Raw genomic sequence first — 22466 nt, 5'->3', positions numbered from 1 at the left:
CTGTAGTAATTTAGTGTCGTCTGTAGTTATGTTTTATAAAAGGTAAGGGGCAAATCTTAACGCTAAGAGGCTTACCTCGCACGATGGCCCGAAGATCGGTGCCAACCGCGCTGCAAGTGGATCTGACATAACCCATCGCGATCGGTCTGCCGACGGTCGGCCCATAACTCCCGCTGGAAACCTCGCCGACTGGTTCACCTGTTGGGTTTACGATTTCAGAGTGCGCGCGCACGGGTGCCCGCCCCTCAGGCTGAATCCCCACCCGGGTGAGTGAGGGGCCATTTTCGAGTTCCAGCAATATGGGCTCCGAACCCGGGAAGCCACCAGATTTGGAGCCACCTTTCCGGCGGCTTGCGGGGATTGCCCAGGACAGACCCGCCGCTACTGGTGTGATGTTTGGGTGAATGTCATTGCCATGCAGACATAAGCCCGCTTCCAGGCGCAAGCAATCCCGAGCACCGAGTCCCGCGGGTTGCACTTCGGTTTGATCGAGCAGTAACTGGGCAAGCTTCAATGCATCGTCCTTATTTGTCGCAAGCTCGAAACCATCTTCGCCTGTATAGCCGCTACAGAATGCCTGACATTTAATGCCTTCGATCTCAGCGTCCATAGTATCCATAAATCGCATGGTCGTAAGATCTGGGCACAACCGTGACATGACCTCTCTGGCGAGAGGGCCCTGTAGTGCCAGGAGAGAACGATTATCCAAGAGCTCAGCTGTACAGTCTGCTGGAAGCCTACCGGCGATATGGTTGAAGTCCTGGTGTTTGTTTGATGCGTTGACGACCAGAAGATAGTGGTCTTCAAATCTTGAAATCATCAGGTCATCAAGAATTCCACCTGTGTCCAGCGTTAAGAAGCTGTAGCGCTGACGCCCGACATCGAGGTGGCTGAGATCGGTGGGCAGTAGCGATTCAAGTAATTCGGCAGCACTATCGCCGGTGACTTTGATCTGACCCATGTGAGAGACATCGAACAGACCTGCAGATTCGCGAACGTGACGGTGTTCTTTGATGATGCCGGATGGGTAATTGAGGGGCATCTGGTAGTTCGCGAACTCAACGATCTTGGCATCGAGTTCACAATGTAACGCATAAAGGGGCGTTGTATTCGCCACTGTACTTGCTTTATCCACCCGAGATGTCAGTCATCATCTTGAAAAAGGATGATTAGGGGCAATCCAATATATCTTTCTAGACTTCGCCGGGCGCATAGGCTTTTATACTCAGGGCATGAATGTCCTGTGCCATGGCATCTCCCATTGCCTGATAAACGAGTCGGTGTCGTGCCAGAGTTGCCAGTCCTTCGAACGCTTTTGAAACCACGACCACCTCAAAGTGGCGACCTCCAGCTGCAGCGCCAGAGTGACCTGCGTGGAGATGACTCTGATCCTCTACCTCAACAAAATCTGCCGCCAGATCCTGGTACAGTCGCTCACGGACCATCTCAGCACTTTTCATGAGGGCGTTTTCCGTCAGGCCGGTATCGGCCGTTGGCTGAGGATCATCGGTCGAGTGTGCCATGTGTAATTACAGATTCTCGTCGTGTTCTGGTTTTAGGTATTTTGCAATACACAGCATCTGGCCCATGGCAAATACCAGGGTCAGCCCCATCAGACCAAAGACCTTAAAGTTGACCCAGAAATCAGTCCGAACCTGTTCGCTGAGTTCCGGGCGATAATAAAAGGCGATGTATACATTCAGCAGTCCAACGATCAAGAAGAAAAGACCCCAGCTGAGATTGACATTGCGCCATATTCTGTCGGGCAGGGTCAAGCTTGCACCCAGCAGAGCCTCCAGTGCTGTCCGTCGGCCAGTCAACAGACTGCCCAGGATAAGCACTGAAAATAGCCAGTTGATGATACTTGGTTTCCACTTGATGAAGGTATCGTCTCTAAAGAAAAGAGTAAGGCCGCCAAACAGAACAATCACACCTAGGGTGATCAGATGCATGGTTTCAAACCGCCGATTTCGCCACCAAAATACTGAAACTTGAGCGATACTGGCGACGATAGCGGTCGCTGTTGCGACGTAAATGCCGTACACCTTATAGGCGCCAAAAAAAAGCACTAAGGGAAAAATATCGAATAGGAATTTCATGACTGAGTGTTGAATCTGTAGTGTCCTAGTACTCGTCTGAGGTGGAACGTTGCACCACCATTAAGCGGCGACATCAGTACGAAGAATCCCCATAGATTTTGCAGTTTCGAGCACATCACGGCATTGATCACTGGTCAGGCGGTTATTGGGGAGGATGGCTCGACCACAGTCGATACCCAGGCGCTGCCCAAGAATTGTTTTGCCGACATCTGAGACAGCGTCGTAGCGCGCTGTCAGGTTTGCAACCGCTTGGATCTCCTGCTGTTTAGCTCTGGCCGTGTCCAGGTCCCCTGCTTTCCACGCGTCGTACAGTTCGACGTACAACCAGGGTGAGATTGATAAAGGCGCGTCAACAGTGCCGACAGCACCCATGGCCAATGCAGGCAGTGGCAAATGGCCGAACCCGGAAAAGCACGCCAGTCCCATATCGAGCCAGTGTCGAATCATCGATAGATCGTGGGCCGAATGTTTGAGGCCGATCAGACTGGGTACTTCACTGCGCAGAGATTCCATCAGGTTTCGATCGAATTCCACCCGAGTCAATTGTGGGAGATTGTAGGCGAAAAGTGGTAGCCCCTCAGCACTGTCTGCCACGGCCTTATAGTGATCGATGATGGAGGAATTACTTGCGCGTATCAGAAAGGGCGGAAGACAAGCTATGGCTGCACAACCGCCCCGCGCAGCACTTTGTGCCCCTTTTTTAGCGCTATGGGTAGTGATCGCGCCGACGTGCATTATCGATAAGGCGCGGCCCCGGGTAGTCTCTCCGGCAATTCTGGCCACAGTGTCCCTTTGCGCATCGGACAATAAAGGGCCTTCACCCGATGTTCCAGCGACCCAGAAACCGTGAACACCGTAGGCCATGTTGTCTTCTAAAACAGCCCTCAGGCCCTTCTCATGAATGTCGCCGTTATCCGTGACAGGTGTCGGGTTGGCCGGGAACACGCCCGCAAACCTGTTTCTCGGGTTAGATTCAGCTTGGATGGGGTTCATAGTGTCGTTTTGCCTAGTCTGGTTTTGTCCCAGGGGACATTTCAACGCAGATAGAAGGCAATCTTGTTGCCGTCCGGGTCGCGGAAATAAGCACCATAAAATGTGTCGCTGCCTCTCGGCCCTGGCGCGCCTTCATCGCTTGCGCCTAGATCAATAGCACGAGCATGCAGTCGCTGGACTTGTTCCTGACTGTCGACATTCAATGCAACCATCGTGCCATTACCCGCCGTGGCGGGTCGGCCGTCAGCCGGCGTAATTACTACCAACTGAACATCATCCTCGGTGCCAAAGTAGACAGCCTTTCCGGGGTATTCACGTTGTCGGGAAAAACCGAGTTCCTCAAACAAAGCTTCATAGAATGCTGCCGAGCGTGTCAGATCATTGGTGCCAACTGTTATGTATCCCTTCATAAGTGTCATCCACGGTTCGTGTTTTAGGTAGATGTGGTTTCAGTAATCTGAAACTTAGCAACGACAATCACAGTTATAACCAAATCCTGGCAAACAAGGTAACTAACTATTTGCTCAATTGGGCATGGCCATAAATCGATCGCTGAATTGGTACCGGAGGCCGGACTCGAACCGGCACGCACTTTCGTGCAAGGGATTTTGAATCCCTCGTGTATACCAATTTCACCACTCCGGCCTATTCCCCTTTCGCAAATTCTAGCGCTTTCTTCGTACTGACGTCATAAAATTCAATCCGGTTGCTTAACAATATAGAATCGTTAAGTGTGGTCGGAACATTGGCAGAGCTACGGTAGAAGGGTATTCTCTCTGAGATGAAAGTAACTTTGACAACTTTGCATGATATTGAGGCGGCACGGGATGCGTTGCCTTCTGTTGTTCGAAGAACGCCAGTATTACCGCTGGCACCTGAGCCACGTGATATTGGCCATGAAAAACTGTTCCTCAAAGCCGAATGTCTTCAGGTGACCGGTGCATATAAAGTTCGTGCTGCTTTCAATGTGATTAGGTCTCTCAGCGAATTGGAACGGAAGCGGGGTATCGTACTCGCTTCTTCGGGCAATTTCGCGCAAGCCTTCGCATTTGCGGGTGCCCAGCTGGGCGTGTCCGTGGTCGTGGTGATGCTCGACCAGACCAGCACTTATAAAGTATCAGCCACTCAAGAACTCGGTGCTGAAGTTGTTTTCTGTGGCCGGGACGCACTGAATCGGCAGCCAACAGTCGAGGCTATCGCTAGCGATCGAGATATGACCTCAATAGATACATGGGAGTACCCGCCAGTAGTCGCGGGTCACGGCAGCATAGGCCTCGAAGTAATTGAGGATGCCCCGGGAGTAGAACAAATACTCGTGCCGGTCTCGAGCGGCGGTGTAGCTGCCGGAATTGCGACAGCGGTGAAACTGAGCTCACCACGCGTCAGGATTATTGGTGTTCAGCCTGAAGGTGCAAATGCGTACTTTTTGTCGAGGAAAGCTGGCGAACCTGTAACGCTTAGTCACTGGGATACCATTGCGGATGGGTTGTCCGCCCGGTTTCCAGGTGCGTATCCATTCCATCATCTTCAGGAATATTTAGATGATGTGGTTCTGGTTTCGGAAAAAGATATAGCTGCATCATTTAGGTCGTTACTTTATCGGGGAAAGCTTTTGGTAGAACCTGCTGGCGCTGTTGCGCCTGCCGCTTTTCTTTCCGGCAAAGTTGATCAGGATCGCACTACAGTCGCCGCTGTAACCGGGGGTAATGTGACTGCAGAAATAGTACAGACTCTGCTGAGCCTTTAACGAGGCGATTCAGAAAATGGAACCAGAACAGGTTGAGCAGATAGTGTCAATACGGCCTTTTGCAGAAGTTTGCTGAGAAAATTGACCGCCGAGAACTATCTGCCACCCGCCGCTGACAGTTGGTTACGCTGCCAGCCGGCGTCGATCGGTATAAATGCGGCAGGTCTTCACCATGCGGTTGAATTCGCCTGCCAGCATGAATCCGATTGGCTGTACGATCTATCAGAACAAAAAGCGATTGCGAGTTCAGAGCCTCCACCCTGGAATGAGATCTTGGGTCCACTCAAGCCGCGCGGAGGACCCGCAGGCTTGATTGTTAGACATGGACAAATAGTAGCGTCGTGGGGAGATATCGAGCGGGTAGACCCGACTTTCAGTGCGACGAAAAGTTATATAGGCCTTTGCGCTGCGATTGCATATCGAGATGGTCTTATCAGAAATTTTGACGATCTGGCAGGCGACTACGATTCGTTGAAAGAGTTTTCTTCGGATCACAATAATGCAATCACCTGGCGTCACCTCCTACAGCAGACAAGTGAATGGGAAGGTACCTTGTGGTCAAAGCCGGATCAGGTAGATCGGAATCGACAAGTCGGACCGGATGCGAACCACAGTCAAAAGGGGCAGCCTCGTCAGTTGATGGAACCAGGCGGTTACTGGGAATACAACGATGTTCGGGTAAATTTAGTTGCGTTGTGCCTAACCCGATTGTTTGAAACGTCGCTCTCAGATGTTTTGCGCAAAAACATCATGGATCCTATTGATGCAAGTCACAGTTGGGAGTGGCACGGATACAGGAATTCCTACATCGAAATTAAGGGTCGATTAGTGCAGAGTGTTTCAGGTGGTGCCCATTGGGGTGGGGGTCTATGGATCAGCTCTTTAGATCATGCCCGCATGGGTCTGTTGATCAGCCGACATGGTCGTTGGGGTGATGTGGAGATTCTGCCCGAGCATTGCTTAGGCCCTCTATTTGCGCCGTGTCCACTGAATCTAAACTATGGTTTTCTCTGGTGGTTGAACTCCAACCGGAGCTTGTACGCAGGTGCGGGCGAGTCAAGTGTATTCGCGTATGGCGCTGGCGCAAATTATGTCTGGATCGATCCTGATTATGATCTCGTGGTCGTAGTACGTTGGATCGACGCTGGATCGATGAACGACTTTACAGCGTTGGTGATGGATTCGATCGTACACCCATAATCTGCGGCCAGTTGTTTGGTGTTCAAATTAGTTAGTGTGTGGAACGGTAGTCGTAGTTGTTATTGAATCGATGCATAAGGTAGTTACCGTAATGAACCGGCGAATCATTGCCGCCCGATCGGGTGAGCGACGGAAATGGCCGCACTTGTGTCTCAAAGGTAGGATCGAAAAAGAATGCTACCGAGTAGCGTTCCTTGGGGCTCAATGAAACCCGATGAGGAGTTGAAGGCCAACGACCACCAGACCAGTACGACAGCATATCTGCAACATTGAGTACAAAGGTGTCAGGAATCGGTACAGCTGGTATCCATTGATTATCCCTGGTGAGTACTTCCAGTCCCCCGGTAAGGTCCTGAGAGACGAGGGTTAGAAATCCATGGTCCGTGTGTGGTGCCGAACCGTACCCGTCCGCAGCCGTTGAATCGGCTACAGCAGGATAGTGAAGTAATCTTAGAAAGACCGTTGGATCATCGAATGCTTGATCGAAAATAAGTTGATCTTGTCCTAGCGCCACTGCAAGTCTTTGGACCAACTCAAGAGCGAGGTATTCCATTGCGTCATAATAGTTTTCGACTTCGGTTTTGAATGCTGGCATTAAAGGTTTGGGCCATTGGTTCGGCCCAAAAATCGCGGTCCCCCATCGGGCGTGATCAGGAAAGACTGGCTGCATGGCCATAAAGGATTCGGAATAGTTGGGTCGGATTGGTTTTTCAACAGAAGAAGTGACAGCTGTGCTGGTGTTGAAGCCAATGTAGCCACGGTGAAATGGGTTGATTTTGATGCTTTGTTTGGCTGGTTCTGGAAGCGCGTGAAAGCGATGGGTTGCGTCGAATATCGTTTCAATATTGTCGGTCGCTATGTTATGACCTGAGATGTAGCAAAAGCCGTGTTTTTGAAGGGCCATATCCAGTTGTTGGGCGACACTTGGGTCGTCGATAGGTGATGTTCCAGAACGAATGTCGACAATTGGTAGCGAAGGATTCAAGATGACAAGAGCTCCGACTAGTAAATGCAAGAACTTGAGCGTGACATAAAGTGTACCTCACTATATTTCGTCATAGACGATGGGGTCTAACCAGTTCAACGTCGACGACGCAGTCGTTGTAACTGTTCTGTGCCGAGTACGAGAATTGATCAAGCCTAAATTTTAACCGGTAGACAATATAGGCCGAATCATGTTGTTAGAGAACTTTGAGTATGACTTACCGAATGAACTCATCGCGCAGGAACCTCTTTACGGACGTTCAGACAGTCGCCTGCTGACCGTTACACGCGAGGGTCGACTGACGGACAAGCATGTTCGAGATCTTCCAGGCTTGCTCGAACCCGGGGACCTTCTGGTGTTTAACGATACCCGGGTATTCAAGGCCAGGCTCAGTGCCGTGAAGGCAGGCAGCGGCGGCCGGGTGGAAATAGTTGTTGAACGACTACTGGGCCCTAGTCGTTGCCTCGCAATGATTCGGTCTAGTAACCTGGTTCGGGCCGGGTCGGAGTTCCTAACCTCAAGTGGGTACCGGTTGCAGGTTCAGTCGCGTACTTCAGATTTTTATCAATTGATAGCGTTGGAGGGTGCGGTCTTCGACAAAATTTTGTCCGCCGACGGTTCTTTACCCTTACCGCCCTATATACGGCGACAACCCAATTCACAGGATTATGACCGTTATCAAACCGTGTTTGCTGCAGAATCCGGCGCTGTGGCGGCGCCCACCGCCGGGCTTCATTTCGATGGGGGGTTAATGGACCGACTAGAGACGGCAGGGGTGAAAATAGGCTTTCTTACGCTTCATGTGGGCAGTGGCACCTTCCAGCCAGTCCGTTCAAAGGTCATTGAGGATCATAGAATGCATAAAGAGTGGCTCAAGGTCGACCAGGCGCTGGTTCGAGTCGTTAATCGGACTAGGCGTAATGGAAGTCGGGTGGTCGGTGTGGGAACGACCGTTGTGCGAGCGCTGGAGACGGCCTCCCAAAATGGTCAGCTGCTACCGTTTGAAGGTGAGACTGACTTATATATTTATCCCGGGTACCGGTTTCGGACAGTGGACGTTCTGCTGACTAACTTTCACTTGCCTCGGTCATCGCTGCTGATTATGGTCAGTGCGTTTTTGGGCATCGATAGGATTCGAGAGGTCTATGAACATGCGCTGAAGCAGAGATATCGATTTTTCAGTTATGGAGATTGTATGATTTTGAATAAGGCGGAAAACCTGGATGAAGTTTGAAGTTTTGACACGCGACGGTAGGGCCCGACGATCGGTGCTGGTTCTCGATAGGGGACGAGTCGATACACCGCTATTTATGCCGGTAGGTACTCGTGGAGCGGTCAAAACCGTTACACCGGATGAAGTAGCTGCCAGCGGTGCTCAGATCATATTAGGTAATACATTTCATCTCATGCTCAGGCCGGGTGTTCAAGTCATTGCGCAGCACGGCACGCTTCACGATTTTATGAGTTGGGACGGTCCGATCCTGACCGACTCTGGCGGTTTTCAGGTCTGGAGCCTGGCCGAGCATCGACGAATCAACGAACAAGGCGTTACGTTCCGATCACCATTTGACGGCTCAACCGTGTTTCTCGGGCCCGAACAGTCGATGCAAGTACAACAGGGACTGGGTTCGGACATCGCGATGACATTTGACGAGTGCACCGACTATCCGGTGACTTACGAAGACGCAAAAAAATCGATGGACCTGTCAATGCGTTGGGCTGCGCGGTGTCGGGAAGCACACTCCGGCGGCAAGCAGTTGTTGTTTGGTATCGCACAGGGCAGCGTCTTTCCAGAACTTAGATCAAGTTCGCTGGAGTCCTTGGTATCACTGGGTTTTGATGGCTATGCACTTGGTGGCCTGTCGGTGGGCGAGCCTAAGACGAAAATGTATGAGATCCTGGATGATTGTGTGCCGCTGATGCCCGCCAACGCCCCCCGCTACCTGATGGGGGTTGGAAAGCCCGAAGACCTGTTGACAGGTGTTGCAGCCGGCGTCGATATCTTTGATTGTGTGCTACCCACCCGAAATGCTCGCAATGGTTGGCTGTATACCTGGGATGGCGTGGTTAAATTGAAAAATGCCCGCCACCGGCAGGATACGCGACCGATAGACGAGACCTGCGGCTGCGCTTGCTGTTCAGCTTACTCCCGCAGCTATCTCCGGCACTTGTTCGTCAACAACGAGGGGTTGGGCCAGCGGTTGTGTACGATACATAACTTGTGGTTCTTCGGGCAGTTGATGCGGGAGATTCGCCTGTCTATCGAGGAGCAACGGTTTGAAAGTTTCCACAGAGGCTTCCTCTTGCGTTATCTCGGACCTGGACAGGATGTGGCATAATCACACGCTTTTCCAACGACCTAATGGATAAATTTGATGAGTTTTCTCATTTCTGATGCATGGGCTCAGGTGGGTGGCGACGGCGGTAGCGGTTACCTAAGTCTACTGCCCTTGGTGGTCATTTTTGTATTGTTTTACTTTCTATTGATAAGACCGCAGCAGAAACGCTCCAAGCAGCATAAAGAAATGGTAGCATCAGTCAAGAAAGGCGATGACGTTGCAACTAGTGGCGGGTTGCTCGGCAGGGTGATTGATCTTGACAATAATTTTGTGACCCTGGAGATTGCCAAGGGAGTGAACGTTAAAGTGCAACGGCCGTCAATCGCTCAGATGATTCCCAAGGGTTCTGCAGGCGGTTCCTAGTACGAAATGCGGAACCACTATCCATGGTGGAAGTGGCTGATCATCGCTGTGGTGGTCATCCCTGGCCTCTTTTATGCTTTACCGAATATGTTCGGTAATGATTTGGGTATACAAATCAGGGGGTCCCGCGGTGCAACCTTAACGTCGTCCGATCTTGCACAGATTCAGTCATTGGTTGATGCGAGTGGATCGGCGTATAGATCCATTCGCAAAGACGATAGGGGTATCAGTGTTCGACTTGCTACACCCGATGATCAGCTTAGGGTCCGTGACATGCTCGAACGGGAACTGGGGAATCGTTACACGGTAGCGCTGACGCTACTTCCGGCGGCGCCCGATCTCTTTACAAGCGTTGGGGCTAAGCCAATGTACCTGGGGCTTGATCTGAGAGGGGGGGTTCACTTCCTGATGGAAGTCGATATGAACAGTGTTGCGCGGCGGGCGCAAGAGCGTTACGTTGCGGATATCCGGGCCGCGCTTCGAAAGGAAAAACTGCGTTACAAGGAAGTGCGCAATAGGCCGGACGGTACCATTGATATATGGCTACGCGACGTTTCCCGCCTACAGGAAGCCCAGAAATTTATCCAACGGGAGTTTTCCGGGCTTGTGGTGGATGATGCCGAAGTTCAGGGCGAGAAGCTTTTGACTGTGCGTCTCAGCGAGTCCGAGGTACAGGATCTTTCAGAATTCGCGCTGACACAAAATATCACTGCGCTCAGGAACCGGATCGATGAGTTAGGCGTTGCTGAACCCGTCGTTCAAAGACAAGGCGACAGGCGGATCGTGGTTCAGTTGCCCGGGGTTCAGGATACAGCGAGGGCGAAACGCATTCTTGGACGAACGGCGACACTAGAAATGATGCTGGTCGACGAAGAGCACAGCCTCGAGGCGGCTCTGAATGGAAAGACGCCACCGGGATCGAGGCTCTACAAGTTGCGCGATGGTCGATCGATTCTACTGAAAAAAAGGGTGATCTACTCGGGCGAGAACATCGCCGATGCAGCGGCCAGTATCGATACTCAGAATGGAAGTCCCATCGTCAGCATCACCCTTGATGCGGTCGGGTCCCGCATCAACCAGCGGATAACAGGAGACAATATTGGTAAGCGGATGGCAGTCGTCTATATTGAAACGCGTTCACGCGCCAAGATCAGTGCCGATGGCCAAGTCGTGACGGATCAGCAGGGGAGACCCGTTCGAGTCAGGGAGCGTATCGAAGAAGTCATTACCGCACCAGTAATCAGAGATCAACTGGGCAAACGATTCCAGATCGAAGGCCTGGACAGTGTCACGGAAGCACGCGACCTGGCGCTAATGCTGCGAGCTGGTTCGCTGGCAGCACCTGTGGAAATCATAGAAGAGCGGACCGTAGGTCCCAGCCTTGGCCGGGCGAACATTGAGCAGGGGTTTCTTTCGGTGGTTATTGGGTTTGTGCTGGTTCTCGTGTTTATGCTGTTGTATTACCGGGCCTTTGGTTTGTTTGCGAATGTCGCCCTGGGTCTGAATTTGGTCTTGATTGTTGCGGTACTGTCCATGTTTCAGGCTACCCTTACGCTTCCCGGGGTAGCGGGGATTGTGTTGACCGTCGGGATGGCTGTGGACGCGAATGTGCTTATATTTGAACGCATCAGGGAGGAGCTTCGGAACGGCAATACCCCGCAAGCCAGCATACATCTCGGCTACGATCGTGCGCTCTCTACCATTGTCGATGCAAACATTACGACCTTAATTGCGGCAATCGTGCTGTTCAATTTCGGGACTGGTCCGATCAAAGGGTTTGCGGTCACATTGAGTATCGGGATATTAACCTCCATGTTCACTGCGATTTTCGTAACTCGTGGACTGGCTAACCTGATGTACGGTCGAAAGCGGGTCAATAGCCTTGCGATCTGAGGGTTAAGAGCTTGGAATTTCTTAAACGAGATACCCGGATAGATTTTATCGGCCGGCGCCGAATTGCGGCAGTCATCTCCATTGTGATCATTGTGATTGGTTTTTCGTCGTTGTTTTTCAGAGGCCTGAATCTTGGCATCGACTTTACCGGCGGGACTCTGGTCGAGGTTTCGTACAGCAATTCCGTCAGTGCCGAGGAAGTGCGCAAAAATCTCCGGCGCTCGGGTATCGACAACGTCACTGTCCAGTATTTTGGGACATCCAGGGATATGTTGATCAAACTGCCGGCTAACCCTGAAGCCGATGCAGCAGAAACCAGCAGCCTCATTATGTCTTCGCTGAGAATGCCCTACGGTGAGACGCTTGCCCAGTCCTCGGAGAACGCGAGTCAGCGCTGTGTATTCCAGAATGGCAAGACGGGGGAGTGCACAGTGCAGATGAGGCGAGTTGAGTTCGTGGGTCCACAGGTCGGCAGCGAATTGACTGAAAAGGGAGGACTGGCAATGCTGTACGCGCTGATTGGCATACTGGCCTATGTGGCCTGGCGCTTTGAATGGCGATTTGCATTGGGAGCGGTGATCGCACTTGTCCACGACGTTGTGGTCACGGTCGGGCTTTTCTCGCTGCTGGGGCTGGAATTTACGTTACCGGTACTGGCCGCGGTTCTCGCAGTAATCGGTTATTCGCTGAATGACACAATTGTTGTCTTTGACCGGATTCGGGAAAATTTTCGCAAGATGCGAAAAGGAACGATTGTCGAAATCATGAACAGTGCGATTAATCAGACTCTCAGACGAACGGTGCTGACCTCGTTGACGACCCTGCTGGTCGTGGTCACGCTTATCCTGATTGGTGGGGAGATTATCAAAGGTTTTGCAGTGGCTCTATTCATCGGCATACTGGTTGGAACATATTCGTCTATTTTCGTCGCAAGCCCAGTGGTGCTCGGGTTGCGTATTACGCGCGAAGACATGCGTTTGGCCAAGAAAGAAGGAGAGGAAGCAGAGTCGCTGCCCTGATGCAGCGGTGCTTCTGCTCCGATCGGGGCCAACTTGCGCTGCCCCAGCTGCACATCAGACGCTACACGCGTCATCGATTCGCGACTGAGTGACGGGGGTGATACCGTGCGCAGACGCCGGGCCTGCCAGCACTGCGATCATCGTTTCACGACATTTGAACGTCTTGAAGTAGAACAGCCTCGGGTGATCAAGAGTGATGGCAGATGTGAGGCGTGGGACGAGGAGAAGTTGAGACGCGGAATAATGCGGGCGCTGGAAAAACGACCCGTCGGCCAGGATCATATCGAATCCTTACTGCTGGGAATCTCGAAATCGATGAGGCTGTCTGGCGAGCGGGAAGTGCGGTCCTCGTTGATTGGTCAGTTTGTCATGGAAAGCCTGCGCGAAATAGACGAGGTGGCTTATGTCAGGTACGCGTCTGTTTATCGTAGTTTTGAGGATGTTTCAGCGTTTGCAGATGAGGTCGAGCGTTTGCGGCACGCAAAAGAACAAGAGATAGACACCGACCAGCTTTCATTGCTTGGTACTGGCGAGTCGGTCAAGAAAGCATGAGACGCGGTCCTATGCAAAACGATCAGGACAAACACTACATGAGGCTGGCCCTCGCCTTAGCCAAAAAGGGCCTGTATACGAGCAAACCCAATCCCAGGGTGGGGTGTGTCATCGTCAAGGACGATGTAATTGTCGGTGAAGGCTGGCATGCACAGGCGGGCGGGCCGCATGCCGAGATCGTTGCGCTTGAAAACGCTGGAGCCGCAGCACGCGGTGCACAACTGTATGTGTCCTTAGAGCCATGTAATCACACAGGACGAACAGGTCCGTGTGTTGCGGAATTGATGAAAGCAGGTATAGAACGGATTGTCGTTGCAGCTATCGATCCTAATCCAAAGGTCGCCGGAAAGGGAATTCAAAGTTTGCAGCAGTCCGGCGTAGAGGTGCTTTCAGGCGTTTGTGAATCCGAAGCGAGGTCCCTTAATCCGGGCTTCGAATTGCGTATGCTCAAAGGTCGACCATTGGTGCGTGTCAAGGTTGCCGCGACGATGGATGGAAGAACCGCCGCTATGGATGGCAGCAGCAAGTGGATCACCTCTGAAGAGGCCAGGCGGGATGTCCATCACTATCGAGCGCAGAGTTGTGCTCTGGTTACTGGTATTGGGACGGTGATTGAGGACGATCCGAGGCTGAATGCGCGGGTGGATGAGCCAGTCAAACAACCCTTGCGCGTTGTGCTGGATGGAAATGCGCGCCTGGAACCGGGGGCTGAGTTATTCAGTGTTGATGGGCCGGTATTGGTTGTGACTTCAGCTCAGCCGGCAGCTGATTACAGTTTTGATAACCGAACTGAATGCATTCAGATGGTCGGTAACGATGGACGGGTAGATCTTGATCAATTGCTCACGTTGCTGGCAGAGAAGCAGGTTAACGAAGTCATGGTTGAAGCTGGTGCAGGCGTCGCAGGCGCATTTATTGCCAGGGATATGGTCGACGAGATCATTGTCTACAGTTCTCCGGATATACTGAGCACTAGCGGCCGAGGTATGTTTGTCATTCGCGGCATTCGCAATATCGAGAACCGGGTACGGTTAGAGATCAAGAACATCTCTCGTCTGGGGCGGGACCTAAAGGTGACTTATGGCCGTACTGATGGCACGGGGTAAGCAATGTTTACCGGCATCGTAGCTGCGCAGGGGAAGGTTACTGATCTGATGCACCATGATGGAGACCTGTCGATTCAGGTCAACGTCGAGGGCTTATGCGCTACTGATCTGGAATTAGGCGAAAGCATTTCTGTCAGCGGTGTTTGCCTAACGGTCGTAAATATTAACGAGACACTCGTTACATTCGATGTTTCAGTCGAAACGCTGGAACGGTCGACGCTGGATTTACTCCAGACCGGTACGATGGTTAATCTCGAACGCGCAATGATGTTTAATGACCGTTATGGGGGCCATCTTGTGACGGGGCACATTGATGGTGTCGGATATCTGGAGTCGCGTGAAGACTCAGCCCGATCTGTCCGAATGACCTTCAGTGGTGATCGGGATATTGCACCCTACATGGCAGAAAAGGGCTCTATAACAGTCGATGGTGTCAGCCTTACTGTAAATGGCGTGCACGATCTGACCAGTGCTGTGAAATTTGATGTAAACGTTGTGCCTCATACCTTGGAGGTGACGACGCTTGGTGAGCGCTCAGTGGGTGATTGCGTTCATCTGGAAGCAGACCTGGTCGCTCGTTATCTGGATCGGTTGCGGCACTGCTCTTAGTGATCGAGCCCGCCTGTGCTGGCAGACTTGACCTTTGAAAGAAACCATGACAGCGAATAAAGAGATTTCAGTGAGTCCTATCGAGGAAATCCTTGAGGACTATAAAGACGGGAAAATGGTCATCCTTGTCGATGATGAGGATCGTGAAAATGAAGGCGATCTCGTTATAGCGGCGGGGTGTGTCACGGCTGATGACATTAATTTTATGGCCTCCTATGGCCGCGGCTTGATATGTCTGACTCTCACTGAAGAACGGTGTCGGCGTCTCAATTTGCCTTTGATGGTTCGAGACAACAATTCACGCTATTCGACTAATTTCACCGTTTCAATCGAAGCAGCCAAAGGTGTCACCACAGGTATTTCGGCGGCGGATCGGACGACCACCATTCACACCGCGGTCAGTGAGGCAGCCTCTGCCGATGATATTGTTACTCCGGGGCACATATTTCCTGTGATGGCGCAGCCGGGAGGTGTGTTGACGCGGGCCGGGCATACCGAGGCGGGCGTAGACCTGGCCCGACTGTGCGGTTTTGAGCCCGCGAGTGTGATCTGCGAAATTCTGAATCCGGACGGCTCCATGGCGCGTTTGCCGGACCTGGTTGGGTTCGGTGGAAAACACGGACTGCGCATTGGGGCTATTGCTGATCTGATCCGCTATCGACTCAAGAATGAACCCACAGTTTGGCGGGTATCAGAAAACAGAGTAGAGACACGTCATGGTGTTTTCCGCGCGATTATCTACGAAGATGTGGAACTGAGGCATGTCCACCTCGCTCTGGTGAGTGGCGAAATTAGGCCTGATGTTCCGGCTATGGTTCGCGTACAGACTCATCGGGGCGTCTATGACATGCTTGCGGAAGCCCGCGGGGTTGGAAGGTGGTCAGTAGATGCGGCCCTTGAACGTATTGCAGGGGAGGGTGGAGGTGTACTTGTTCTGCTGGCTTATGCCGATGACACCACAACACTCGATCAACGTCTGCGAGGAGAAGTAGGCGCTGATGGTGAAGGGCGGGAATTAAGGATGCTCGGCGCCGGCAGTCAGATCCTAGCCGATCTGAATGTCGGCATGGTCAAGGTACTCGGAACGCCACTTCGTACTCATGCCATTTCGGGTTTCGGTCTGGAGGTTGTCGGCTATGTATCGCAACCGTAGGGTTCATGGCCATTAAACATAACAGTCGCCACCTGGCAAGAAGAAACGCCGTTCAGGCGCTCTACCAGTGGGATATCACGGGTCAATCCGTTGGTGAGATCGAAGATGCTTTCATCAATGACGAGGCATTTGTCGGCGTTCAGCGTTCCTATTTTAAGCATCTTATCGAAAACGTCCCGCGTCAGTGCCAGCTGCTAGACAGCCAGCTTGAACGATACATTTCCAGGGAACTGGCTTCGATTGATCCTGTCGAGCGGGCAATTTTGAGGCTGTCGACGTACGAACTGCTGTTTCGTCCTGATGTTCCTCGGAAAGTGGTGCTTAACGAGGCGATCGAGTTGTCACGTGTGTTCGGTTCGGAGGAAGGATTTCGGTTTGTCAATGGGGTTCTGGATGCTCTGGTAAACCAGAAGCCTGTAGTGGAATCCAGCAGTGAAAAAGACAATGAAGTCACCAGCCGAGAATGGACGAATTCAGACTCATAGAGCAATTCTTCCGCCGCGACAGTAGATCTTCAGAAGTTGTCGTGGGTATCGGTGACGATGGTGCTGTTGTCAAAGCTGATACCGACAAAAATTTGGTGCTTGTGACCGATACCCTGGTTGAGGGTGTACATTTCCCTGAAGGAACAACTCCACATGATCTGGGTTTTAAACTGTTGGCGGTCAATCTGAGTGACATTGCCGCGATGGGGGCCACCCCACGCTGGTTTTTGCTGAACCTGGTGTTGCCCGATGCGAACGAAAGCTGGTTGGAGGGATTCAGCACGGGGTTGTTTTCACTGGCGACAGAATTTGGCGTAGAACTTATCGGAGGAGATACTGCTAGAGGCCCACTTTGTGTGAGTGCCACTGTCGGCGGCCAAGTGCAGTCGGGGACAGCACTGAGGCGGAATGGTGCACAGGCGGGTGATCAGGTGTGGGTTTCAGGCACGCTGGGGGATGCAGCTATCGGGTTAGATCTGGTGCGCGGTGTACTTGGGGCGAGCGACAATGACAGGGGCTACCTGGTTGGCAGATTAAATCGGCCGAAACCGAGAGTAGAACTGGGGCTTGCGCTTGGTGCGATCGCCACTGCGGGCATCGACATCTCAGACGGCTTGCTTGCGGATCTGGGTCATATTCTTAAGGAAAGTGGAACGCTGGGTGCGAGCGTCGACACATCGTGTTTGCCACTGTCTCCGCAGGCTATCGGCGCTTGTGGCGAATCTTTAGCTCGGCAAAAAGCGCTGACCGGCGGTGACGACTACGAAATCTGCTTTACAGCGAATCCAGCACAGCGATTGCCGATTGAGCAATTGAAAGACAAGTGCAACATCAACCTCACTTGTATTGGATCGGTCCGGTCGCACGCAGGTATAGCGTTAACGGGAACAGATAATCACGATTTAACGGGGATTTGGGCGGGTTACCGTCACGAGTGGTCATGACTGGTACGAGCGACATGTCAGAACTCCACAATCGAACGGCCGTCCTGCTGGCGCGCGGATTTGGCGCAGGCTGTTCGCCGGTTGCGCCCGGTACGGTGGGAACTGCCGTGGCGGTTCCATTGGTGTGCCTTCAGCTTGTTTGGTCAGTCGAGGTATTTCTGATCTTTTTGCTGGTGTTTGTTCTGGGCGCTGTGTATGTGGCTGCTGTGGCTGAAAAGCAGATGGACGGTACCGACGATCCTTCTATCGTAGTCGATGAGATGGCGGGATTCCTCGTTGCGATGGCGTTTGTACCCTTAACACCATGGTCCTTGCTGGCCGGATTTGTACTGTTCCGTGCGCTCGATATTTTCAAGCCGCCCCCGATTAATGCCGTTGAGCGGAGGTTTTCAGGTGGGTTGGGTATTGTGGGCGACGATCTGATTGCTGGTCTCATGACCAATGCTCTGCTTCAGTTGATCATCAGGGTTAATATATTTTCTTGACATCTGAATTTCGCTAACAGTGCATGGTCATGGATAATACGATGAACCGGTATCGGAAGCTGAGCATACGCCGGAATAGTTAGAGGAGATTGAAATGCCGTCATTTGATATTGTGAGCGAAGTGGTGTGGCATGAGGTCCAGAATGCTGTTGACCAAGCCAATCGGGAGATAAAAAATCGTTATGACTTCAAAGGCAGTGATGCCCAGATTGAACAGGCGGAATCTGTGTTAACGGTCCTTGCGGATGACGAGTACAAAGTTGGCCAGGCTCTGGATATCCTCGAACTTAAACTCTCCAAGCGTGGGGTTGATGTGGGTTGTCTTGAGAGAGGGCAGGTTGAGGAGCGGGGTGGGGGGAAGGCACAGCAAAAGATTCAGATCCGACACGGGATCGATACCGAACTGGCTAAGTCGCTGGTTAAACAAATAAAAGTCCAGAAACTAAAAGTCCAGGCAGCGATCCAGGGCCAACAGATTCGGGTTACGGGTAAGAAGCGCGATGATCTGCAGACAGTGATATCGTTTTTGAAGAACGAGGATACCCCGGTGCCTCTGCAATATACGAATTTTCGAGACTGAGACTGCTTTTTATGTTTTAACGCTATGGTCGTAGCAGCATTAATGTCAGCGCTCCAGGTATTGTAGTTTCCCAGTTACCTCACGCCACTGATCAGCGTCAGCGGGCGGGTCCTTCATCTCTGTAATGACTGGCCACAAAGCGGACAGTTCGACATTCAGAGCCATAAACTCCTGTTGGTCTTTAGGCAGGTCTTCTTCGGCGTAGATGGCATTTACCGGGCATTCTGGTTCACACAGACTGCAGTCGATACACTCTTCTGGATCAATCACAAGGAAGTTGGGCCCTTCGTGAAAACAGTCGACGGGACACACTTCAACACAATCAGTCAATTTGCAGCGGATACACGAATCGACGACTACGTAAGTCATAAAAATTCTCCGGTCTTGGCTGTCACAGCTGCCTGCTAAACGCGGGCGCCGCGTTGTTCAGGGCAATTCTAGGTAACTTTGAGTAGATCGTAAACCACTAAACGCCTGAACCGTTCTGTTCTAAAAGTCGACGAAGCTCATACAATCGGTCCAGGGCGTCTCGAGGGCTGATTGATTCGGGGTCGATTCTCTCAAGGTACTGGCGGAGACGCTTCAGTGGCTCACGGTCAGGGTCTGAAAATATCGTTAGCTGATCAGTTTGCTTTGAGATGTCCTGCAAGTGCCCTTGTTCCAGATTAGACAGTCGCTGTTTCGCGTCAATCAGGATCGATTCTGGGATTCCAGCCAATCGAGCAACCTGAAGACCATAGCTCTGGTTTGCTGGCCCAGGTTTGACTTTGTAGAGAAAGACTACCTTGCCGTCGTGTTCAATGGCATCTAAATGAACATTGTCCATATTCCCGGATGATTCAGGAAGCGAGGTCAACTCAAAATAGTGGGTAGAGAAAAGGGAGAAACTTTGAACCCTTTCAGCCAAGTCAAGTGCACAGGACCAGGCCAGGGCAAGACCATCGAACGTGCTGGTACCTCGGCCGATTTCATCTACCAGCACAAGACTGTCACGAGTGGCGTTGCGAAGGATGTAGGCCATCTCAGTCATTTCGACCATGAAGGTCGAGCGACCCCCAGTAAGGTCGTCAGACGCCCCTATGCGTGTAAAAATTTGGCTGACCGGGCCTATTATTGCCTCATCTGCGGGTACGAAACTTCCGGTGTGTGCAAGTAGAACGATCAAGGCGGTCTGTCTCATATAGGTGCTTTTCCCACCCATGTTTGGTCCGGTAATCATCAGCATCCGGTTGTGCGGGCCCAGTTCGAGATCATTGTTGATAAATGGTTCATCCTGGCTGTGTTCGACTACTGGATGGCGCCCTGCCTTTATCTGCAGTACAGACTCAGAGGTCAACTGAGGACGGCACAATCTAAGTTCTTCTGCTCGTCTTGCAAACGTATCCAGAACGTCTAGCTCTGAGAGTGCCTGTGCACCGCGCTGTAGCCGCGATATAGCCGGCTGCAGTTGGGTTAATACTCGGTCGTAAAGCAGACGCTCACGGGCCAGCCCTTTTTCTTTGGCGCCCAGCAATCGATCTTCGAACGACTTCAGTTCGTCAGTCGAATAACGTTCAACGTTTTTGAGCGTTTGCTTGCGGTGATAATGAGCTGGCGCATCATCGGTTCGGGATCTTGGTATTTCTATGTAGTAACCGTGTACCCGGTTGAATTTTACTTTCAGACCACGAATTGCTGAATTTTCCTGCTCCATTTTTTCGAATTCAAGCAGCCGCGCTGTACTCGAGGTTTGCAACTCTCGGAGTTCATCAAGCTCCCGGTCGAATCCGGTACGGATCACTCCGCCATCGCGCAATTGTGCCGCAGGTTCGTCATCAATGGCTCGGTCTAGCAGCCCGAGAGTTTCGGGTTCGGGACCAGCCAGTCTGGAAATTTGAATCAGTCGCTCACTGTTGTAATTCTTAAGCTTATCGACCAATTCCGGCAGCGCGCGGTAACCTTGCCTGAGCCTAACCAAGTCAAACGGCCGTGCCGAGCCTATGGCAACTCGTGACAGAATTCTCTCTAGATCACCAATTTGCCTGAGTTGCTCAAAAATTTCTGCTGTACGGTTGTCGAGGAGCTCCTCGACTGAGTCATTCCTGATATTAAGTTCGTGACGATCTCTTGTGGGTCGGGTTATCCAACGCCGGAGTTGTCGGCTACCCATGCTGGTTGCACAACGATCAAAAAGATGGAGCAGCGATTGGCCGCCGGCTCCATGGGATCTTTCAACTTCTAGGTTTCTGCGTGTTGAGGCATCGAGCAGAACATGATTGGAGTAGTTCTCTATTTTTAAGCCGTCGACATGTGCCAATGCATTTTCATGGACATCTTGTACGTATTGCACCAGCGCGCCGGCAGCTGATGTTGCAGTCGGATAATCATTGCTACCAAAAGCTTTCAGGTCATGAGTGCCAAAGACCTCACACAAGCGTTGACTGGCACGGTTCAGATCATAGTACCAGGAGGGGATGTTGCGGGAAGATATTGACTTGATCCGGGGGTACAGATCGGGATCAGCCTCTTCTGGGTATAGCAATTCAGCTGGTGCCGTACGTTCAAGTTCGTTGGACAATTCCGTGGGATCTGGCAGTTCACAGGCGTAGAAACGCCCGCTTGAGACTTCCAATACTGCTAAACCACATTTGGACCCGTCCACATAGACTGCTGCAATGCTGTTTTCCAGCCGTTCATCAAGCAGGTTCTCGTCGGTCAGTGTACCCGGCGTTATGACCCGAATAACCTTTCGCTCCACAGGACCTTTGCTTTTGCCTGCAACACCAACTTGCTCGCAAATGGCGACAGGCTCACGCTGTCGAAGCAGGCGGGTCAGGTACTGGTCAACACTGTGGGCAGGTACGCCAGCCATGGGAATGGGCCGGCCTGCTGATTGACCTCGGGTTGTTAGCGTAATATCGAGCAGGCGGGATGCTTTCTCTGCGTCTGCATAGAACAGTTCGTAAAAATCACCCATACGATAAAAGACCAGTGTATCGGGGTGTAACGATTTGATCTCCAGATACTGGCGCATCATGGGTGTATGCCCACTCTGGGTCGAGTCACGAGCTTTTACCATTGGAGTGTCTATGGACGTAATGATTTCAGCAGGTCGTCAAAAATTCGGGGGTTACCTGCCGTTACGTTTCCATTTTCGAGAAATTGCTGGTCGCCGTCCATGTCAGACACCAGGCCACCGGCCTCACGAATCAGCAGCGCCCCTGCGGCACAATCCCAGGGCTGCAATCCGAATTCCCAAAACCCATCGAGCCGCCCTGCAGCAACATAAGCAAGATCCAGTGCTGCTGATCCTGCTCGCCGGACTCCGGACGTTTTCATAGTTAGCTTCCGAAACGTCTTCATCCAATGGTCAAAGTTTTCTATTTCCCGAAAAGGAAACCCAGTGCCGAGCAAGCATTGCTCAAGTCGGGCAACAGAACTGACGCGTATTCTCCGTTCGTTAAGCTGAGCCCCTTGGCCTCGAGTTGAGGTAAACAGCTCATTTCTAAGTGGATCATAAACAACCCCATGTTCGATTGTTTGACCGCGTAGCACAGCTATGGAGACCGAAAACTGTGGGAACCCATGGAGGAAATTGGTGGTCCCGTCCAGTGGGTCAACGACCCATGTGTAGTCACCTCCTTCCCGTATGCCGCTTTCTTCGGCGAGGACACCATGCTCTGGATACGCGCTGGTTAGGATTTCTAATGCGGCTTCCTCAGCTTCGGTATCGGCCTGACTGACATAGTCATTACGACCCTTGGAGGTTACCTCGAGGCGATCAAGGCGATTGTAGTGCATTAGAATAATACGCCCCGATTGTCGTGCAGCTCGGATGGCAGTGTTGAGCATTGGATGATTAAGCCTTTGATGCATGGATTGGTTTCCTTTAATTGCTGACTGGTCTCTGTAGACAGCAATTTTGGCCGGGAGGG

At 51.9% G+C, this 22466-nt stretch carries 24 protein-coding genes and 1 tRNA gene; 15 read left to right on the top strand and 10 right to left on the bottom strand.

Annotated features, from left to right (window positions below):
* Window positions 1-10: 10 nt before the first annotated feature.
* The 6 genes from gcvT to MK323_04255 all read right to left on the bottom strand — a co-directional run bounded on the left by gcvT (window position 11) and on the right by MK323_04255 (window position 3737).
* On the bottom strand, window positions 11-1135 hold the full coding sequence (gene gcvT, locus MK323_04280; GenBank protein MCH2481376.1) for a glycine cleavage system aminomethyltransferase GcvT: 1125 nt from the start codon (window positions 1133-1135) through the stop codon (window positions 11-13).
* A gap of 58 nt (window positions 1136-1193) precedes the next feature.
* The gene (locus tag MK323_04275) at window positions 1194-1460 is read right to left on the bottom strand and encodes a BolA family transcriptional regulator (GenBank protein ID MCH2481375.1); all 267 of its coding nucleotides are present in this window, start codon (window positions 1458-1460) and stop codon (window positions 1194-1196) included.
* A 69-nt stretch (window positions 1461-1529) separates the two neighbouring features.
* On the bottom strand, window positions 1530-2099 hold the full coding sequence (locus MK323_04270) for a septation protein A (GenBank protein ID MCH2481374.1): 570 nt from the start codon (window positions 2097-2099) through the stop codon (window positions 1530-1532).
* A 60-nt stretch (window positions 2100-2159) separates the two neighbouring features.
* The gene (locus MK323_04265; protein MCH2481373.1) at window positions 2160-3092 is read right to left on the bottom strand and encodes a dihydrodipicolinate synthase family protein; all 933 of its coding nucleotides are present in this window, start codon (window positions 3090-3092) and stop codon (window positions 2160-2162) included.
* Between the two features lie 41 nt (window positions 3093-3133).
* A complete protein-coding gene (locus MK323_04260; protein ID MCH2481372.1) occupies window positions 3134-3502 on the bottom strand; it encodes a VOC family protein in 369 nt (122 codons plus the stop codon).
* A 148-nt stretch (window positions 3503-3650) separates the two neighbouring features.
* A tRNA-Leu gene (locus MK323_04255) sits at window positions 3651-3737 on the bottom strand.
* Between the two features lie 136 nt (window positions 3738-3873).
* On the opposite strand from MK323_04255, the gene MK323_04250 reads away from it, so the two are divergent.
* Together MK323_04250 and MK323_04245 are read left to right on the top strand one after the other, a co-directional pair.
* Complete coding sequence (locus MK323_04250) at window positions 3874-4839, top strand: pyridoxal-phosphate dependent enzyme (GenBank protein MCH2481371.1); 966 nt, start codon at window positions 3874-3876, stop codon at window positions 4837-4839.
* A gap of 81 nt (window positions 4840-4920) precedes the next feature.
* The gene (locus MK323_04245) at window positions 4921-6039 is read left to right on the top strand and encodes a beta-lactamase family protein (GenBank protein MCH2481370.1); all 1119 of its coding nucleotides are present in this window, start codon (window positions 4921-4923) and stop codon (window positions 6037-6039) included.
* 31 nt (window positions 6040-6070) lie between these two features.
* On the opposite strand, the gene MK323_04240 is transcribed toward MK323_04245, so the two are convergent.
* Window positions 6071-7024 carry an isopenicillin N synthase family oxygenase gene (locus MK323_04240; protein MCH2481369.1) on the bottom strand — a complete coding sequence of 318 codons (954 nt, stop codon included), beginning with the start codon at window positions 7022-7024 and terminating at the stop codon, window positions 6071-6073.
* A gap of 190 nt (window positions 7025-7214) precedes the next feature.
* Between MK323_04240 and queA the strand changes: the two genes are divergently transcribed.
* The 13 genes from queA (at window position 7215) to MK323_04175 (ending at window position 18552) form a co-directional block, all read left to right on the top strand.
* Window positions 7215-8258 carry a tRNA preQ1(34) S-adenosylmethionine ribosyltransferase-isomerase QueA gene (gene queA, locus MK323_04235; GenBank protein ID MCH2481368.1) on the top strand — a complete coding sequence of 348 codons (1044 nt, stop codon included), beginning with the start codon at window positions 7215-7217 and terminating at the stop codon, window positions 8256-8258.
* Window positions 8248-9363, top strand: a complete 1116-nt coding sequence (gene tgt / locus MK323_04230) for a tRNA guanosine(34) transglycosylase Tgt (protein ID MCH2481367.1) — start codon at window positions 8248-8250, stop codon at window positions 9361-9363. The genes queA and tgt overlap by 11 nt, the downstream gene beginning before the upstream one ends.
* A 36-nt stretch (window positions 9364-9399) precedes the next feature.
* Complete coding sequence (gene yajC / locus MK323_04225) at window positions 9400-9726, top strand: preprotein translocase subunit YajC (GenBank protein MCH2481366.1); 327 nt, start codon at window positions 9400-9402, stop codon at window positions 9724-9726.
* A gap of 6 nt (window positions 9727-9732) precedes the next feature.
* Window positions 9733-11619: a protein translocase subunit SecD gene (gene secD, locus MK323_04220; protein ID MCH2481365.1), complete on the top strand. Its 1887-nt coding sequence runs from the start codon at window positions 9733-9735 to the stop codon at window positions 11617-11619.
* Window positions 11620-11630: 11 nt separating this feature from the next.
* Window positions 11631-12638 (top strand): protein translocase subunit SecF, encoded by a 1008-nt coding sequence (gene secF, locus MK323_04215; GenBank protein ID MCH2481364.1) that lies wholly within the window; start codon window positions 11631-11633, stop codon window positions 12636-12638.
* 33 nt (window positions 12639-12671) lie between these two features.
* Window positions 12672-13190: a transcriptional regulator NrdR gene (gene nrdR / locus MK323_04210; GenBank protein ID MCH2481363.1), complete on the top strand. Its 519-nt coding sequence runs from the start codon at window positions 12672-12674 to the stop codon at window positions 13188-13190.
* 11 nt (window positions 13191-13201) lie between these two features.
* Window positions 13202-14296 carry a bifunctional diaminohydroxyphosphoribosylaminopyrimidine deaminase/5-amino-6-(5-phosphoribosylamino)uracil reductase RibD gene (ribD, locus tag MK323_04205; GenBank protein ID MCH2481362.1) on the top strand — a complete coding sequence of 365 codons (1095 nt, stop codon included), beginning with the start codon at window positions 13202-13204 and terminating at the stop codon, window positions 14294-14296.
* A gap of 3 nt (window positions 14297-14299) precedes the next feature.
* Window positions 14300-14905, top strand: a complete 606-nt coding sequence (locus MK323_04200; protein ID MCH2481361.1) for a riboflavin synthase — start codon at window positions 14300-14302, stop codon at window positions 14903-14905.
* A 46-nt stretch (window positions 14906-14951) separates the two neighbouring features.
* A complete protein-coding gene (ribB, locus tag MK323_04195) occupies window positions 14952-16058 on the top strand; it encodes a 3,4-dihydroxy-2-butanone-4-phosphate synthase (GenBank protein ID MCH2481360.1) in 1107 nt (368 codons plus the stop codon).
* 5 nt (window positions 16059-16063) lie between these two features.
* Window positions 16064-16543: a transcription antitermination factor NusB gene (nusB, locus tag MK323_04190; protein MCH2481359.1), complete on the top strand. Its 480-nt coding sequence runs from the start codon at window positions 16064-16066 to the stop codon at window positions 16541-16543.
* Window positions 16522-17487 (top strand): thiamine-phosphate kinase, encoded by a 966-nt coding sequence (gene thiL, locus MK323_04185; protein ID MCH2481358.1) that lies wholly within the window; start codon window positions 16522-16524, stop codon window positions 17485-17487. The genes nusB and thiL overlap by 22 nt, the downstream gene beginning before the upstream one ends.
* Entirely contained in the window at window positions 17484-17972 is a 489-nt protein-coding gene (locus tag MK323_04180; protein ID MCH2481357.1) for a phosphatidylglycerophosphatase A, read from the top strand. Before thiL ends, MK323_04180 begins: the two co-directional genes overlap by 4 nt.
* Before the next feature lie 94 nt (window positions 17973-18066).
* Entirely contained in the window at window positions 18067-18552 is a 486-nt protein-coding gene (locus MK323_04175) for a YajQ family cyclic di-GMP-binding protein (GenBank protein MCH2481356.1), read from the top strand.
* Between the two features lie 45 nt (window positions 18553-18597).
* On the opposite strand, the gene MK323_04170 is transcribed toward MK323_04175, so the two are convergent.
* From MK323_04170 to MK323_04160, 3 genes are all read right to left on the bottom strand, one after another.
* Window positions 18598-18921 (bottom strand): ferredoxin family protein, encoded by a 324-nt coding sequence (locus tag MK323_04170; GenBank protein ID MCH2481355.1) that lies wholly within the window; start codon window positions 18919-18921, stop codon window positions 18598-18600.
* A 97-nt stretch (window positions 18922-19018) separates the two neighbouring features.
* The gene (mutS, locus tag MK323_04165; protein MCH2481354.1) at window positions 19019-21610 is read right to left on the bottom strand and encodes a DNA mismatch repair protein MutS; all 2592 of its coding nucleotides are present in this window, start codon (window positions 21608-21610) and stop codon (window positions 19019-19021) included.
* Between the two features lie 8 nt (window positions 21611-21618).
* Window positions 21619-22407, bottom strand: coding sequence for an inositol monophosphatase (locus MK323_04160; GenBank protein ID MCH2481353.1), 789 nt, complete (start codon window positions 22405-22407; stop codon window positions 21619-21621).
* Between the last annotated feature and the right edge of the window lie 59 nt (window positions 22408-22466).

This window comes from Gammaproteobacteria bacterium (assembly GCA_022450155.1).
Taxonomy (GTDB): Bacteria; Pseudomonadota; Gammaproteobacteria; order Arenicellales; family UBA868; genus REDSEA-S09-B13.
Note: the sequence above shows the minus strand (reverse complement) of the source record. Positions and strands in the feature narration are given on the sequence as shown.

Excerpts from the sequence above, each read along its gene's own strand:
- MK323_04200 (MCH2481361.1), top strand. The coding sequence starts at position 14,300 with ATGTTTACCGGCATCGTAGCTGCGCAGGGGAAGGTTACTGATCTGATG.
- queA (MCH2481368.1), top strand. The coding sequence starts at position 7,215 with ATGTTGTTAGAGAACTTTGAGTATGACTTACCGAATGAACTCATCGCG.
- mutS (MCH2481354.1), bottom strand. The coding sequence starts at position 21,610 with ATGGTAAAAGCTCGTGACTCGACCCAGAGTGGGCATACACCCATGATG.
- MK323_04175 (MCH2481356.1), top strand. The coding sequence starts at position 18,067 with ATGCCGTCATTTGATATTGTGAGCGAAGTGGTGTGGCATGAGGTCCAG.
- secD (MCH2481365.1), top strand. The coding sequence starts at position 9,733 with ATGCGGAACCACTATCCATGGTGGAAGTGGCTGATCATCGCTGTGGTG.
- MK323_04170 (MCH2481355.1), bottom strand. The coding sequence starts at position 18,921 with ATGACTTACGTAGTCGTCGATTCGTGTATCCGCTGCAAATTGACTGAT.
- MK323_04275 (MCH2481375.1), bottom strand. The coding sequence starts at position 1,460 with ATGAAAAGTGCTGAGATGGTCCGTGAGCGACTGTACCAGGATCTGGCG.
- MK323_04180 (MCH2481357.1), top strand. The coding sequence starts at position 17,484 with ATGACTGGTACGAGCGACATGTCAGAACTCCACAATCGAACGGCCGTC.
- ribB (MCH2481360.1), top strand. The coding sequence starts at position 14,952 with ATGACAGCGAATAAAGAGATTTCAGTGAGTCCTATCGAGGAAATCCTT.
- MK323_04250 (MCH2481371.1), top strand. The coding sequence starts at position 3,874 with ATGAAAGTAACTTTGACAACTTTGCATGATATTGAGGCGGCACGGGAT.
- MK323_04265 (MCH2481373.1), bottom strand. The coding sequence starts at position 3,092 with ATGAACCCCATCCAAGCTGAATCTAACCCGAGAAACAGGTTTGCGGGC.
- MK323_04160 (MCH2481353.1), bottom strand. The coding sequence starts at position 22,407 with ATGCATCAAAGGCTTAATCATCCAATGCTCAACACTGCCATCCGAGCT.
- nusB (MCH2481359.1), top strand. The coding sequence starts at position 16,064 with ATGGCCATTAAACATAACAGTCGCCACCTGGCAAGAAGAAACGCCGTT.
- yajC (MCH2481366.1), top strand. The coding sequence starts at position 9,400 with ATGAGTTTTCTCATTTCTGATGCATGGGCTCAGGTGGGTGGCGACGGC.
- thiL (MCH2481358.1), top strand. The coding sequence starts at position 16,522 with ATGGACGAATTCAGACTCATAGAGCAATTCTTCCGCCGCGACAGTAGA.
- MK323_04260 (MCH2481372.1), bottom strand. The coding sequence starts at position 3,502 with ATGAAGGGATACATAACAGTTGGCACCAATGATCTGACACGCTCGGCA.
- tgt (MCH2481367.1), top strand. The coding sequence starts at position 8,248 with ATGAAGTTTGAAGTTTTGACACGCGACGGTAGGGCCCGACGATCGGTG.
- MK323_04270 (MCH2481374.1), bottom strand. The coding sequence starts at position 2,099 with ATGAAATTCCTATTCGATATTTTTCCCTTAGTGCTTTTTTTTGGCGCC.
- ribD (MCH2481362.1), top strand. The coding sequence starts at position 13,202 with ATGCAAAACGATCAGGACAAACACTACATGAGGCTGGCCCTCGCCTTA.